This is a genomic window from Burkholderia anthinoferrum (genome assembly GCF_002925705.1).
Taxonomy (GTDB): domain Bacteria; phylum Pseudomonadota; class Gammaproteobacteria; order Burkholderiales; family Burkholderiaceae; genus Burkholderia; species Burkholderia semiarida.
In genome coordinates this window covers 145,584-162,274 of sequence record NZ_LFZP01000049.1, presented here as the reverse complement: position 1 = coordinate 162,274, position 16,691 = coordinate 145,584, and the positions used below count along the sequence as shown (strand labels likewise).

Sequence of the window (16,691 nt, the reverse complement as noted above, 5' to 3'; positions counted from 1 at the left end):
ACTTCACCGCCCTCCGCCGCACTTCGTCACGCTTCGTAGCGCCCCGCTCCCGCCATCTCCGCGCGATGGACGCGACTACGGATTCCGGCACGGCACGCGGCCATCGCCGTCCCTACAATCGACGCAGCAGCCGCGCGCCCCTCGGCGCCGCCGGCCCCAGAACAACCCGTCGAACCAACGCCGAATCCGCCCCGATCCCGCCGTGCCAGCGCTGTTCCTGACGAATGCCGACGCCGGCGACGCCGCGAACCGGGCCATGCCCGCCGCCTCCGAACCGCCCGCGGCCGCCGCGCCGGCCGCGGTCGCGCTCGACGCGTCGCCCTACCTGCCGCGCCTGTCCGCCGCCGCCGCGCGCGGGCTGTCGCACGCGTACTGCGCGACCGGCGCCGTTCCGGTCACGCTCGGCGAGCACGCGTACGAGGTGCGCTGGCGCGTCGACGCCGAGCCGGCCGCCGACGCGCACGCGTACCGCTTCGTCGTCGGCCCGGCCGCCGGCACGCTGTGGATCGACCCCGTCGCGGAAACCGAATGGCTCGGCGAGGCGGCCGACCCGGCCGTACCGGCCGTGATCCGCGCGGCGCTGCTCGCCGACCTCGCCGCGCCGCTCACGGCCGTGCTGCAGGCGGCGACGCGGCAGCGCGTGGAGCTGCTGCCGCCGGCCGATCACGCGCCGGCCTGGCACGCGTCGCCGGCCGCGCTGCGCTTCGAGCTGCGGCGCGCCGACGCCGCGTGGCGCTGCCACGGCGCGCTGCTGTTCGATGCGCCGGATGCGCTGGCCGTGTTCTTCGCGGCCGCGCCCGCCGCGCGCACGTCGGCGAGCGCGGCCTACGCGAACCTGCCCGTGCCGCTCGTGTTCGAGATCGGCCGCACCGAGCTGACGACGGCCGAGCTGGCCGATGTCGTCGGCGGCGACATCATCGCAATCGAGCGCTGGCAGGCGCACGAGCAGAACCTGCTGTGCGTCGCGCGGCTGCCGGCCGCGCCGGCGTGGGAAATCACCGGACGGCCGTCGGGCAACCGGCTGACCGTCGAACGAATCAGGGAGATGCCTTTGGAACCGACCCGCACCGACTCCGCGCCGCCGACGACGCACGACGCGCCGCCCGCCGACGCGCCGCGCTCGCTCGACGGCCTCGCGGTCGACCTGCGCTTCGAGCTGCCGCCCACGTCGATGCCGCTCGGCGAGCTGAGCGCGCTGCAGCCGGGCGCCGTGATCGAGCTGCAGCAAGGCATCAACCAGAGCGTGATCCATCTCGTCGCGAACGGGATGCTGATCGGCACCGGCCATCTGATCGCGGTCGGCCAGAAGCTCGGCGTGCGCGTGGTCACGCTGACGCAGCCCGCGCCGCGCGAGCGCTGAACGATGGGCAACCTGCCGAATCCGGTCGCGCTGATCGCGGTGATCGCCGCGCTCGGCATCGCGCCGTTCGCGGCGCTGATGGTGACGAGCTACACGAAGCTGGTGGTCGTGCTCGGCCTGCTGCGCTCCGCGCTCGGCATCCAACAGGTGCCGCCGAACCTCGTGCTGAACGGCATCGCGCTGATCCTGTCGCTGTTCATCATGGCGCCCGTCGGGATGTCGATCCGCGACGCGCTGCAGGCGCGCCACTTCGATGCGTCGGGACAGTTGTCGACTTCGGACATCGGCGCGCTCGCCGATGCCGCGCTGCCGCCGATCAAGGATTTCCTCGTGTCGCATACACGGCAGCGCGACCGCGAATTCTTCGTGCGCACGGCCACCTCGGTATGGCCGAAGCACCGCGCGGACGGCATCAAGGACGACGACCTGCTCGTGCTGGTGCCGAGCTTCACGCTCGCCGAGCTGACGAAGGCGTTCCAGATCGGCTTCGTGATCTATATCGTGTTCATCGTCGTCGACCTGCTGGTCGCGAACATCCTGCTCGCGCTCGGGATGCAGATGATCTCGCCGACGACGATCTCGGTGCCGTTCAAGCTGCTCTTGTTCGTCGCGCTCGACGGCTGGTCGCTGCTCGTGCACGGGCTCGTGCTGTCGTATCGGGTCGCCGGAGCCGGATGATGCGCGCACGCGCCCTGCGAACCGCCGCCGCATGCGTTTGCGTGTTGATCGCGCTCGCGTGCGGGCAGCACGGCGTCGCGCATGCGGCCGGCAGCGCCGCCGGCTTCGCGCAACTGGCGGGCGCGTGCGCGCCGAACGTCGACCCCGATACGCTCGCCGCGCTGGTGCGCACCGAGTCCGGCTTCAATCCGTATGCGATCGGCGTGGTGGGCGGCCACCTGGCGCGCCAGCCGGCGTCGCTCGACGAGGCGCGCGCGACCGCGCGTGAACTCGCGGCGCGCGGCTTCAGCTACAGCGTCGGGCTCGCGCAGGTGAACGAGCGCAATTTCGCGAAATACGGGCTCGATGAAACGACGATGTTCGAGCCGTGCCGCAACCTGCGGGCCGGCGGCGCGATCCTCACCGAATGCTTCGCCCGCTCGTCGAATACCGGCCGCCCGGCCCAGGCCGCATTGCGCGCGGCGCTGTCGTGCTACTACAGCGGCAACTTCACGACCGGTTTCTCGAGCGGCTACGTGAGCCGCGTCGTCGCGAGCGCGCAGCGCAACGCGCACGAAGGCGGCGTCGAACCGATCCCCGTCGTGCGCGACGTGCCGCCGCCGGCACGGCAGCGGCGCATGGACGCGGCCGCGACCACGCCGCCCGAACGCGCGCGCAGGCTGCCGTTGCCGGCCGCGTCCGCCGATGCGCCGTCGTGCCATGCGCGCCCGGTCGTGATGATGTGCCGCGGCTTGCCGGCGAGCCAGGCGAAGCGGCTGTGCGTGCGGTGTCTCGACCCGTGATCGCTTGATCGCGCGCGGCACCGTGCGCTCGCACCCGCGCCGCTTTCAGGGGTCCGAACGACGGTGCGCGGCATGGCGGCCGCACGCCGGGCCGGCCTCGTAGTCCACCTCGTAGTCGACCTCGTAGCCCGCGCGGCGCCCAGGCGCCGGCCGCTTCCCGCCGCTACGAAACTGCGGTGTTCCCGCTGCCGGGTGCGTCCGTACACTCGAACGATCACGTCGCGGCGTGCAGGGCGCCGCGCGTGCCGCGCGTCGCGCGGCTCAACGGAGACGAGCATGCTGTTGATCGACGGATTGGGACTGGGTGTGAACTGGCAGCGCTTCCTGTCGGAAACGCTGAATCCGGTCGTGGCGCCGCCGCCCCCGCCGCCTCCGCCGCCGAAGAAGGACGATCCGGCGGCCGGGCCCGCGAACCCGAGCGCCGCCCCGCCGATTCCCGTCACCGCGTCGCTGGCCACCGATCCGTCGAAGCCGACCAACGCCGAGATCCAGTCCGCGACGTCGCTGATCCAGAACATGGCCGCGCAATATACGGCGCCGCCGCCCGACATCACCGTCGAGAACGACAAGACGCGCGCGGTACAGAAAGCGATCCAGGACGCGCAGACGAAGTACGACAACGCGTCGCAGACGCTACAGGGCGCGCAGAACGTGCTGCATCTGGTCAACCGCGATCCCGAGTCGACGGCCGACGACCGCAAGACCGCGCAGGCCGACTACGCGAAGGCGCGCACCGCGGCCGACACCGCGCAGCGCGAGCTGAACGTGACGACCGACGCCGGCTACATGATCCTGTACGGCGAACAGGCGAACGCCGACATGCCGGCCGGAATGAAGATCGACGATTCCGGCAAGGTGACGGACCCCGGCGACGCGCAGCACGCGGCCGACCAGCAGTTCAAGACGCTGCTGGCCGCCTTCCCCGACCATGCGACCGATCCGAACTGGGTGCCGCAGCCGGGCGACTGCAAGAATCCGCTGCAGATCCGGCTCTACGACGATTGGCAGACCGCGAGCGCGAAGGCGGCCGTGGGCGCGTCGAAATACTTCGCGGACGTCGCGAATTCCAACCTCGCCTATACGCAGTTCCAGTCGTACCTCGCCGATCCGGACTACAAGGCCGCGCTCGATGCGGGCGTCGGGCGGTTGAACGACGCGCTGCAGCCGCTGGAGCTGCGCGTCACGATGCCCGACGCCCCCGCTTCGCAGGACGCCGCGCAGCAGGCCGTCACGGCCGCCGCGAAGGACGCGAACTATGCGAACGCCGCGTACGGCGCGGCCAACGACAGCCTGGCGCTCACGAACGCGCAGCAGCGCTACGATTCGGCCAGCGGCAAGGAAGGGCCGACGGTGATCGTCCCGAACGAGGTGTCGAACGCGAAGACCGCGCTCGCTCGCGCGCAGACGGCCGCGAACACGAGCGGCGGCTATCTGCAGATGCTGTCGGCGCAGCGGCAGGTCGACACGCTGCAGGCCGACTATACGAAGAAGCTGGACGCATCCAACGCGTGGCACAAGGACAATCCGCACGCGATGATCAAGGATCCGCAGGTCGATCTGGACCTCGGCGATGCATATGCGAAGCTCGATCAGGCGAAGCAGCAGGCGAGCATCGCGCACGACGGCTTCGTCGTCGCGTACGGCGCGACGCTCGCGCAGCAGTACGACGATCAGGCGTCGCAGATCAAGGCGCGGGTGAACGCGCAATCGATATTCACGAAACCCGCGCTCCAGTCGCCGCTGCTGACGCCGTCGCTGTCGACCGCGAACGGCCTGCCCGGCCTGCCCGCGTCGTCGTTGTCGACGGCCGCGTCGGCCGCCCCCACCGGCACGCCGGCGCTGCCGAGCGCGTCGCCGCTGGCCTCGCCGACATTGCCCGGGGCCAACGGCGCGTCGTCGCTGCCCGCGTCGCCGCTGCTCGACCGCCCGTTCCTGCTGCCGCAATCGTCGGGGCCGTCCGCCGCGCAGGCGGGCCCGACGATGCTCGACGTGAAGCGCATGCAGACCGTCGCGGGCGCGATCCGCGCGGCCGACAGCCGGATGTCGGATTCGGTCAACGAGCGCGCGACCCAGCTCGCGCTGTCGCAGGCGCGCATCAAGCAGACGCAGGCGAAGAGCACGCTCGAGTCGGTGCAGAAGCAGTACGACGACTGGGCCGCCGCGAATCCGCCGCCCATGCGTTTTCGCGCCGTCGCGGGCGACGACATGATCCCGGCGCCGTCGGCGCCGCGCCCGAACCTGTATCAGGACCAGCTCGACAAGGCGAAGGCGGCCGTCACGCAGGCCGACAACGCGGTGCAGCGCCTGCAGCTGCTGAGCGAGACGTCGCATCAACAGGTGCTGATGGACCGGTTCGACGCCGGCCTCGACGAACGGCTGCGCTACGCGGCGCCCGGCTCGGACGCCGAGAACGACTACAAGAAGGCGCTGCACGATTTCTACGAAGCACATCGCGGCGAATTGTCGAACTCGCTGCTCGACGCAGCCAGCGCGAGCACCAACAACGGCGGCACGATCGCGTTCGGCAAGCTGACCGACAACGAACAGCGCAACCTGATCGGCGTCGCGCTCGGCATGCAGCCGGACGTCCAGAACGATGCGGCGTCGGGCGACGGTTCGGACCCCGTATCGCCGACGAAGGACGACGTCGCGCGCTACACCGACAAGGAAAAGCTGAAGACGATCAACAGCGTGCGCGACAAGCTGCTGGAGATCGGCGGCGGCGCGACGACGCAGGTCAGCGTGTTGCCGATGGTCTACGCCGCCAAGGAGGCCGGCATGACCACCAGCGCGCTGTTCAAGGTCAGCGGCAAGGACGGCACGCAGTACGTCGACGAGACGGCGAGCAACTACGACGACATCAACGACTACATCGACAACAACGAGCTGTCGACGGACGGCACGGTCGACATCGCGACCGGCCACAACGCGGACGGCACGCTGCAGCTCGTGTCGAAGGCCGCGCATCACGAAAGCGGCTTCGACAGTTTTCTGAACACGCTGACCAGCACCGGCCTGAACATCGGCATGATGGTCGGCGGGATGGCGCTCGAAGGCCTCGGCACGCTGCTCGACGGCACCGGCATCGGCGCGATCGTCGGCGTGCCGCTGAACATCCTCGGCGCGGGGATGATGTACACGGCGATCGGCGCGACGATGACGAGCGCCGGCCTCGATCTGGCCAACCGCGCCGACCACGGGCGCAGCCTCAATCCGTTTACCGACCCGGGCGCGCGGGCCGACTTCATCAATCTCGTGCCGATGGGCGCGGCGGGCGCCGCGAAGCTCGCCGGCAGCAAGCTGTTCACGCGCGCGGTCACGACGCTCACGCGCACGCCGAAGGTCGCGTCGGTGCTCGCCACCGGCGCGCGGACCACCGCGGTGGTGACGGGCGTGGGCGGTGCGGTCGAGGCATTCGGCGAAGCCGGCTACGACTATTTCGTCACGGGCGACAAGAAGGCGGCCGGCGAGCAGCTCAAGTCCGGGATCACCAACGTCGCGCTGATGGCGGCCGGCGGCCTCAAGGAACGCGCGGTGACGTCGGTGCGCACGCGCACCGGCCGGCCGGTGCCGATCCGCGGGGCCGACGGCAAGACCGTCGCCGTCGACAGCCAGACGATCGGCCGGATACTCGAGAGCGGCGACGCGTCGTCGCTCGCGGCCGGCCGCACGCGCGTGACGCTCGACGGCGAAGCCGTCAAGGTGTCGCCGGACGGCACGCTGCGCGTGGGCGACAAGGTGCTCACCTACGACAACACGCCGATTCGCGTGCTCGACCGCGCATCCGCGAAGCGCCTGCCGCCGGGCAAATCGGTGGTGCTCGGCGAAGACGGCACGCTGTCCGTCGTATCGGTATCGCCGAAGGCATGGACCAACGGCACGCGCGTCGACGACGTGACGGGCACCGGCGAGCGCATGTCGTTCGGCCCCGACGGCGAGATGAGCGTGACGCCGAAGATCGTCGCGAAGACGCCGCTCGACGTGCTGCAACACGTGCTCGACCAGGCGAGCGACGCCTACCGGCAGACGGCCGCCGGAGCGCAGGCGCCGCGCCGCCTCGCGCAGACGGCGGCCGAAGGCGAAGCCGCGAGCGTGTCCGCCGATGCGCGCAGCACGCGACGCACCAGCGAGGAACGCGCCCGCGTGCAGCAGCAGCGCGACCAGACCGATGCCGAACGCAGCACGACCGCGAGCGCCAACCGGCGCAGCGCCGATACGCAATCGATGCGCTGGCGGCCGGTCGCGGCCGACGAGCCGGCCGGCCCGGGCACGCGCGCGAAGCCGGACGGCGCGCCGCCGCGCGTCAACGCGAAGGTCGTCGATCTGACGGAGGACGCGCCCGTCACGCGCGCGGCGACGTCCGATCCGGCCGGCATCGCCGTACCGCGCGGGCCGCGCGCCGAGGCGATGGAGCTGGGCGATCGCACGGTCTACGTGGTGCGCAGCGGCGCGACACCCGACGCGCCCGGGGCGCGGCCATCGTCGCCGCGCCCGCAGGATCTCGAGGAACCGGTGATCGTCGTCGCCGGCGAACACGACGCGGCGCTCGCACCCGAGCTCGCGAACCGCTGGCAGAAGCCCGTCTATGCGGCCGCGCCCGACGCATTCGGTGCGGACGGCCAACTGCGCGCGGACGCGCGCGTGCTGCGCTTCGATCCCGCGCCGGAGACGGCCGCGGCCCCTGAAGCCGGCCTGCCGGACGGCATCGCGCCCGACGAAGCGCCGCCCACGTCGCCCCGCGCGGCCGCCGACGACACGGTGATCGTGCTGGCCGGCAAGCGCGGCCCGAACGAACCGGCGATGCCGCGGACGGCCGCGCCGCCCGAGCCGGTCCATGCGCTCGACGGCGTGTTCAGCGCGCCGAACCGCGTGCTCGTGCTCGTCCAGCCGGAACGCGCCGGCGCGCCCGAGCGAATGGCGCAACGCGACACGGCCGCGGCGGACCGCGGCGCACGCGCGCTCGACGACGCGCACGGCCAGGCCGCCCGCGCGCCGGCGGGCGGCGAACGTCGCACCGCGGCGAACGACGACGTCGGCCTCGCCGCCGCGCACCCCGAAACGACCGAGACGGCCCCGCCCGACCACGGCGCATCGAAGCCGGGCTGGGTCACGCGGATGCAGATGCGCTTCGGCGGCGCGGCGCTGCCCGAAGCCGCGCAGGCGCTCGCGATGCAGTCGGGCACGCTCGCCACGCAACTGCGCATGCTGCAGGACGCCGGCTGGCGCGTGACGCTCGGCAAACGCGGCGGCGGCAGCCGCATCGACCCGCGCAAGCGCCGCGTGACGATCGACGGCGCGCTCCAGCATCCGGGCAGCATCACGTACACGCTCGCGCACGAAGCGCGTCATGCGGTCGAGGCGATGGCCGGCGTGCTGAACCTCGACTACGGCAACCGCAGCCGCTTCACGCGCAAGGCGCTCGAAGCCGAGGCCCGCGCGCAGATCAACGCGTTCGAGGCACGCTACGAAATCGAGCTCGCGGGCGGCGGCGACATTGCCGCGCACGTGCGCCTGCCCGATGCGATCGAACGCGAAGGCGCCGCGTGGCGCGCGCCGTCGCACGACTATGCGGGCACGGTCGGACGCCTCGTCGACGCATTCGCCGATGCGCCCGTGTCGGGCCGCGACGGCGAGACCTACCGCGACTTCTACGACGACGTCTGGTCACGCCAGAAGCGCCGCGGCGGCATCCCGCGCCGGATGCCCGCGCCGCAGACGCACGAGACCGGCGGCGCGCCGCACGGCGTGCGCGGCTTCGACGAACGCGTGGCATGGAGCCGCGCGCATGCCGAATATGCGTCGCCGTTCGGCGACGGGCCCGTGCCGGCGGTGGCCGACCTGCAGGCGGCGCGCAGCCGCCACTTCACGATGCTGCAGGACCAGGGCGTGCTGATGCTGCACGCCGATACGCTGGCGGACGGCACGCTGCTCTCGGGCGGCCGGCCGGCAGGCGTGCATGAATACGCGCTCGACCAGGCGCCGTCGTTCCTGGTCAAGGACGGCTATTCGATCGTGCTGTCCGCGAAGCACGGTGGCGATGCAGCGGCCGCCGGGCTCGCGAATCTGTGGCAGCGGCCGGTATATGCGCCGCCCCCGCACGCGGTCGGCGAACGCGCGGCGCTGCTCGACACCGGCGTGTTTCGCCGCTACGACCCGGCACCCGCGGCGCCGCACGATCTCGGGCCGCTCGCGGCCGATGCCGAAGGCGTGCACGTCGAAGGCAATCCGGCCGCGCGGATCGACGTCGAGCGTCACGTCGGCGAACTGCTCGGCGCCGGCGCCGAGAAAACCGTGTTCGCGCTCGGCCACGATGCCGCGCTCGCGGTGTACGACACCGGCCCGCATACGTCGGAAGCGCGTCAGATCGACGCGGCGATCGACGAGAGCATCGCACTCGACGATCTCGCCTCGTACGGCCTGAAGACCGTGACGATGGACGGGCCGTTCTCCGCGCTGAACCGCGTCGCCGTGCTGTACCGGCCGCTCGGCGTGTTCCACAGCTTCGGCTTCGAGACGGGCGCGCTGCCGCGCGTGGTGTCGCGCGCGGCGCTGGAGCACGTCCAGCGGATTCGCGACGTCGTCGAACGCACGGGCATCGGCTTCGACCTGCAAGGCCTCTTCACGCGCGGCGGCGATTTCCTGCTGAGCGACCCCGGTGCGATCGGCATGGGCGCGAGCGAGCACTTCGCCGCGCTGGAGCGGCTCGCGGTGATCGAGCGCGCGCTGACGCAAGGCCTCGAGCGCGGCAATATCGAACTCGCGCATCCGCGGCTGGCGGAAACGCTGCCGCCCGATGCGTTCGTGCAGAAGCCGTCGGTCATCACGCGCGTGCGGATGCGCTTCGGCGGCGCGCCGCTGCCGAAGGAAGCGTACCGGCTGATCGACGCATCGAGCCTGCTGTCGCAGCAGCTTCGGCTCGGCGCCGACGCAGGCTGGAAGGTCGTGCGCGGCAAGCCCGGCGGCGGCAGCAAGATCGACACGCGGCGGCGGCGCGTCACGATCGATGGCGGCCTGCAGTCGGCCGGATCGATGGTCTACGTGCTCGCGCACGAAGCCCGCCATGCGCTCGAGGCGGCGACCGGCACGCTCGGGCTCGACTACGGCTCGACGCAGCGCTACGTGCGCAGCGCGCTGCTCGCCGAGGCGCGCGCGCAGGTCGATGCATTCGCGGTGCGCGACGAGATCCGCGCGAACCTCGGCGTCGACATCGGCCGCCACGTCGCGCTGCCCGAGGCGATCGCCAACGAATACGGCCGCGCGCGGGCCGGCGACGCCGCCTCGCTCGCGCGCCTCGCCGACGCGTTCGAGCACAGCCCGACGTCGCTCGACGGCGGCGTGACCTACGGCGAGCTGTATCGGCGCCATGCGCAGGCCGCGCGACGCACCGGCGTCACGATGCCGGCGCCGCGCGAGACGGCCGCGACGCTCGCCGAAGAAACGGCATGGTCGCGCGCACGTCCGGTGAAGGCATCGCCGTTCGACGGCAAGCCGGTCGCCGGCGTCGACGCGCTGACGCTCGACCGCTCGGGCCCGCTGTCGTACGACCGCGACGGCCGCATCGTGATCGTGCATGGCGTCACCGATGCGCAAGGCCGCCTCGTCGATCCGGACGGCCGGCCCTACACGCCGGTCGAGGTCACGCTCGCGCACCGCTCGGTGCTCGGCCTGCCCGGCTCGTCGGTGATTCTGTCTGCACGCAACGGCCGCGACGCCGCCGCATGGCTCGCGAACGTCTGGCAGCGCCCCGTCTACGCACCGCCGACGATCGCGGTCGGGTTCGGCGCCGAGGCACGGCTCGGCCACACGAACGCATGGCTGCGCTACGATCCGGCGCCGCACCAGCGCCCGGAGCTGGGCGCGCTCGACGTGGACGGCAACGGCGTCCACGTGAGCGGCGATCCGGCCGCGCGCATGCCGGTCGAGCGCTTCACCGGCGCGGCGACCGGCGCCGGCATCGAGAAGACCGTGTTCGAACTGGGTCGCCGCAATGCGATCGGCCTCTACGAAGGCACGGACAATCGCGCGATTCTCGACCACATCGAATCGATCCGCCTCGAACAGGAAGGCCTCGCGGCGCTGCGCGCGCACGGGCTGCGCACGCTCACGGTCGGCGGCCCGTTCTCGGCATTCGATCGCGTGGCCGTGATGTACGCGCCGTTCGCGTCGCTGAGCAGCCACGACGTGATGGCCGGCGTGCTGCCGGCGCGCGTCACCCGCGACGCCTTCGCGCAGCTCGACCGCGCGCGCGACGTCACCGCGCGGCACCGCCTGTACTACGACTTCGAAGGCGTGTTCGACGCGCACGGCGACTTCTACCTGAGCGACCCGTCGACGGTCATGACCGATGCGCCGAAGCTGAACGTCGAAGGCATCGTCCGCGAGATCGGCGCGCTGCGCGCGACGCTCGAGGACGGCATCGCGCGCGGTGCGATCGAGCTCGCGCATCCCGGCATCACCGAACACCTGCCGCCCGACGCGTTCGTGCAGAAGCCGTCCGTCATCACGCGCGTGCGCATGCGCTTCGGCGGCGCGCCGCTGCCCAAGGCCGCCCATGCGCTGATCGACCGCTCGAGCCTGTTGCGCCAGCAGGTCGCGCTGGCCGGCGAGGCCGGCTGGAAAATCGTGGTGGGCCGGCCCGGGCGCGGCAGCCGGATCGATACCGCGAAGCAGCGGATCGTGCTCGACGGGCAGTTCCACGGCAGCGGCACGCTCGTCTACACGCTCGCGCACGAAGCGCAGCACGCGGTCGAGACGATCACGCGCCGCCTCGCGCTCGACCGCTCGTCGCCGGAGGCGCTGACCGACAGCGCGCTGATGGCCGAGGCGCGCGCGCAGGCGAACGCGTTCGCGGTGCGCCGCGAAATCCTCGACGACGGCGGCATCGACATCGCGCGGGACGCCCGCCTGCCCGACGCGATCGCACGCGAAGCCGACCACGTGCTGCCCGGCGACGAAGCCGGGCTGCGCCGGCTCGCGGCCGCATTCGGCGACGCCGCGCCGTCCGTGCCGGGCCACGCGACCTATCGCGCGTACTACGCGAGCCAGGCCGACGCGATGCATGCGCTCGGCATGCCGCGCGAGATGCCGGCGCCCGCGCCGCAGCCGGCGTCGAACGCGCCCGTGCCCGCGGCGACGGCGGACGCCGCAAGCCGCCAGCATGCGCTCGATCACCTCGCGTCGCACGGCAAGCGCGACCTGATCCGCATCGACGGTTCGCAACTCGCGTCGCTCCAGCAGATGAAGGATGCGTTCGGCACGAATGCGCACGTGCTGATCGCGGAGCACGAACCGCGGCCGGAGGCCTCCATCGACGCGCGCCACGCGCAGCCGAAGTTCGTCGCGAGCATGCGCACCGACGAGAACGGTACGTTCGTCGACAAGGCGTCCGCCGATCCGGCCGTACCGATCCGCGACGCGGTCTATCGCGCGCTGAAGGACAACGGCCAAGCGGAACGCGCGGATGTCGATTTCTACGTGTCGCCCGTGTCGCTCGCGGAACTGCGCGAGTACGGCGGCGCCGCGCGGATCACCGCGCGCAGCGACGGGCGCGCCTGGGAAGCCGAACAGGCGGGCGCGACGCCCGACGCGAACGTCGTCACGACGCTGAAGTCGCTCGCCGACGCGCCGCGCTTTCGCCGGCCGAAGCAGGCGGCGAAAGCGGCCGGCGACGGCGCGACGCTTTACGCGATCGACAAGGAAACCGGCACGGTGCTCGGCTACGCGACGCGCAACGCCGCGCACGACTGGACGTATCACGAATCGACCTCGCTCGGCGACGCGACGATCGCGCCGCGCGATCTCGGCGCCGCGTTCCGCCGGCGCGCCCGCAACCTGTCCGGCGGCCGGCGCGGCGTGCGATTCGTCGTGACGGACGTCGCGCACGACACGGTCGAGCGCTACGGCGGCTTCGCGCCGGCGGAAATGCGCAAGGCGCTCGGCGACGAGAAGCCGCCGATGCAGAAACTCGGCACGCGCGTGCAGCGCGGCCTCGCGAAAGCCGATCCCGGCGTGCGCCGCAAGATCGCGGAGATCGAGGGCGCCGACAGTCCGTTCCTGCCGCCGAAGCTCGTACCGGACAGCGAGCAGCTCGCGATCGACTTCAGCGGCGCGAACACGCTGCACCTGATGCGCGCGCTGGAGCTGAAAGCGCTGCGCGGCGATCACTACGTGTACGTGTACGAGACCGATCATCCGGTCGCCGAATCGCTGCACACGCGCCGCGGCATCATCGCGATCCACGACGGCAACGCGCGCTGGTACGACGACGCCGAGCAATTGCGCGACCGGCCGGACGCGGGCCGCCCGCTCGACGAGATGCCGCTCGGGCGCGGCCCGTTCGGCGCGAACCAGCACTTCCTGCTGTCGACGCTCGCGCCCGATGCGTTCGACCCGCGCGCGACCGCCACGCAGAAAGCCGCGCTCGCGCAACGGCTCACGCAGTTGCTCGACGAGAAGTCGTATTTCGATGCGCTGCCGCAGAAGTTCGACCTCGCGACGCGCTGGATCCGCACGCAGATCGCCGGCCAGATCGATCGCGTGAAAGCCGCGCAGGCCGACCTCGCCGCCGCCCAGCAAGCCGCGCGGCAGGCCGCGCAGCCGGCGGGCGGCGCGACGGGCCCCACCGGCCCCGCCAGCCGGGTGCGCAATGCGCTGCGCGGCAAGGGCCGCCGGCGCAACCGCCGCGCCGCGAATGCGTCGAACGCGTCGAACGCGTCGAACACGCCGGCCGCGCCGAAGCCGCCGAAAACGCCGGCGGCCAAGCCGCTGACGCTGCGGCCCTACCAGCCGAGCCTCGGTTCGAGCACGGTCGCGGAATGGGTGATGCGCTACGGCGCCGCCAAGGTGGCCGACTGGTTCCCGACGGTCGACCGCGTGAAGGCGCTCGCCGCGCGCAGGCACCAGCCCGATGCCGGCGGTCTCGCGCTGACCGACGAACCGCAGACGATCCTGGCCGACGCACCGATGCTGAAAGCGCTCGGCATCCCCATCGGTCTCGCGCGCGAGGTGTCGAGCATGCCGTCGCGCGGGCCGGTGGCCGATCCCGGCGGCGATCACAACCGGTTCGTGAAGTGGATGCAGGCGTACGCCACGCGCCACAGCGCGGCACGCATGATCGACAAGCGCGCGATCCAGGCGTTCGTGCGCGCGCCGGCCGAGATCCAGGACCGCGTCGCGCCGATGGCGCGCGCGTTCAACCTGCGCGACGACCCCGCGCTCGCGGTGCGCTACGTCGAGCAATACGGCGGCGCGATGCCGGTGGTGTCGATTCCGGTCGATCCGCACACGCTCGCGGCCGCGCGCGGCGGCAAGCACGATCCGGCGTTCATCCGGCGCGCCCGCCAGTTCGGCTCCCCGATCGGCGCGCGCTACAACGAGGCCGACGCGACGATCACGCGCGAGGCGCCGGACGGCACCACGCGCACGCTCGAGCTCGACGACATCGCGCATCTGCACAAATGGCTCACCGCGGCGTCGCGCCATGGCTTCCAGCTTCGTCTCGAAGCGGCGTCGGGCCGCCCGCTCGTCTCCGCGGACGACCGCCGCACGATCGCCGGCACCAACGACAGCTACGCCGAATACACGCGGCTCATGACGTCGTTCGAGACGTGGTCGCACGATCATGCCGGCGAGCCCGCGCCGAACGTGATGCTGAGCTTTCACGGGTGGGACGCCGTGCTCGAACCGGTGCCGGGCGCCGGCCACGTCGAGCTGCTCGATGCGCTGCTCGACCGCAAGGCGATCGACTGGCTGCACGTGGGGCTGTCGTACGGCACGCACGGCGCCGACTTCATCGCGAACCAGGACCTGACGCGGGCGCTGGCGGAACGGATCGTCGACTATTACCAGACCGACCGTCACGGCAAGTTCGCGCGGCTGCACGGCGCCGATGCGCTCACGCGCGTATTCGAACCGGTGAGCCCCGAGACGTTCGCGAACCAGCAGCAGGTGCTGTTCGCGGAAATCGCGCGCATCGGCAAGTCGAAAGGCCTGTCCGACGACGCGCTCGCGACGCTGCGCGGCGAACTGTACGAACGCAACACGACCGCGCTCGTCAACCAGGCGCGCAAGGCGACCATCGAGCATGCGATGAGGCAGTGGGCGTCGGCCGATCATCCGCCCGCCACGCGCACCGAAAAGCTCGCGCGCCGCTCCGGCGAACGCTGGCTCGCGGAAACCGGCGGCCGCGCGCCGGCGCGCGGCACCGTCGTGTCGACCGCCGATCCCGCGGGGCCGCTGCCCGACAGTCGCGCGTACTGGCAATCGGTGGTCGAGCGCGAAGCGCTGAAGAACGATCCGTCGAAGCCGATCAGCGTCGGCCGGCAGATCGCGGCGAATCCGAAACAGGCCAAGATGATCGAGGAGCTGCAGGCGCTCGCGCAGATCAACGCGCTGCGCGTGCATCGGCCGTCGTTCCGCAAGGCGGAGCTGTGGAAGTCGATCGGCTTCAGCTCGCTCGTCACCGGCGCGGGCGCGCTCGTGATCGCCGATACGCTCGGCGCGACGCACGTGCTGCGGCAGGACATGCTGGGCAGCGCGACGTCGTCGTTCCTGCTGGGCTCGCGTCTGGGCCGCGTGTTCCAGGTCATGCACCAGGGTGCGGTGCGCAGCCTGCAGGCCGGCGATCCGAAGGCCGCGCAGGCGGTGCTCACGCGGCTCGAAGTGACGCTGTCGCGGCAGTTGCGCTCGGGCGCGCACGATTACGGCCAGAACCGGCGCGCCCAGCTCGAACAGATCTCGAACGAAGCGCGGACGCTGGCCGCGCAGTATGTCGAACTGAACCGCGTCGGGCTGATGAGCTTCGACGACGCGACCACCCACATCAAGGCGCTCGCCGCGGACGTGCTCGCGCAGATGCAGGGCACCGTCGGCGGCACGTCGCTGCAGCAGCTCCATACCGGCAACCCGCGTCACCTGTTCGGGATCGCGGGCCGCGCGGGCGCCGCGATCACGTCGACCGCGACGCTCGCGGTCGGCATCAGCGGCGTCGTGCACGCGCACGGGGCGTTCGATCTCGCCTACGGGTCGGCCGCCATCGCGAGCGGCGCGTTCGGCGCCACGTATGCGGGCCTCGTCTATACGATCGGCGCGCACCGCGTGAATGCCGACAAGCGCAGCCGCATCGTGCGCTTCACCGATTCGGCGAGCGACTTCATGGCCGTCGCGTACGGCGGCCTCGGCACCGGCGTGCAGTGGAGCGGCGGCCATTACGACCTCGCGATCGCGACCGGCGTGTCCACCGCGCTGCTGCTCGGCGGGCGTCTGAACACGCATTTCCCGAACGCGACGCCGCTGATCAACAAGATCCCGACGGCCGTCGTGCTGATTCCGGTCGGCGCGTTCGCGTACAAGCTGATCGAAGGGCTGTGGACGACGTTCTTCGGCTCGGGGTCCGGTTCGTCGAATCAGTCGAATCAGTCGAATTCGTCGCAATCGAATCTCGCGCCCGGTGCGTCGGCGAGCGCGTCGCCGAGCGCTTCGGCCAGTCCTTCGGCGAGCGCTTCGCCAAGCGCGACGCCAAGCGCTTCGGCGAGCGCTTCGGCGAGCGCATCACCCGGTACGCCGCCTGCCGCGCCGGCTTCGCCGTCGGCCAGCGCCACGCCGTCGACCGCGCAGCCGTCCGGGTCGCCGCAGCCCTACATCGTCGTCGCCGGCGATTCGCTGTGGGTCGTCGCCGACCGGCATCGCCAGTCGCTGCTCGACGCCGCGCACGTGTCGCGCGCCGATCAGCAGGCGATGACGCGCGGCGAGCAGGACAGGCTCGCGCTCAACGAGATCCTGCAGCTCAATCCGTCGGTGTCAGGCGATCCGAACCGCCTGGCGGTCGGCACGCCGCTGATCGTGGGCTGATATCGGCGCGCGGGCCGCGTGGC

The 16,691-nt window shown here is 71.8% G+C and carries 4 protein-coding genes; all 4 read left to right on the top strand.

Going from position 1 to position 16,691, the window contains the following annotated elements; all coding sequences use genetic code 11:
• Window positions 1–202: 202 nt before the first annotated feature.
• Window positions 203–1,360: a type III secretion system cytoplasmic ring protein SctQ gene (gene sctQ, locus C5F75_RS19640; RefSeq protein ID WP_104012638.1), complete on the top strand. Its 1,158-nt coding sequence runs from the start codon at window positions 203–205 to the stop codon at window positions 1,358–1,360.
• A gap of 3 nt (window positions 1,361–1,363) precedes the next feature.
• Window positions 1,364–2,038, top strand: a complete 675-nt coding sequence (gene sctR / locus C5F75_RS19635; protein WP_059584725.1) for a type III secretion system export apparatus subunit SctR — start codon at window positions 1,364–1,366, stop codon at window positions 2,036–2,038.
• On the top strand, window positions 2,038–2,820 hold the full coding sequence (locus C5F75_RS19630) for a lytic transglycosylase domain-containing protein (RefSeq protein WP_104012648.1): 783 nt from the start codon (window positions 2,038–2,040) through the stop codon (window positions 2,818–2,820). Before sctR ends, C5F75_RS19630 begins: the two co-directional genes overlap by 1 nt.
• 276 nt (window positions 2,821–3,096) lie before the next feature.
• The gene (locus C5F75_RS19625; RefSeq protein WP_104012637.1) at window positions 3,097–16,668 is read left to right on the top strand and encodes an LWXIA domain-containing protein; all 13,572 of its coding nucleotides are present in this window, start codon (window positions 3,097–3,099) and stop codon (window positions 16,666–16,668) included.
• Window positions 16,669–16,691 lie beyond the last annotated feature (23 nt).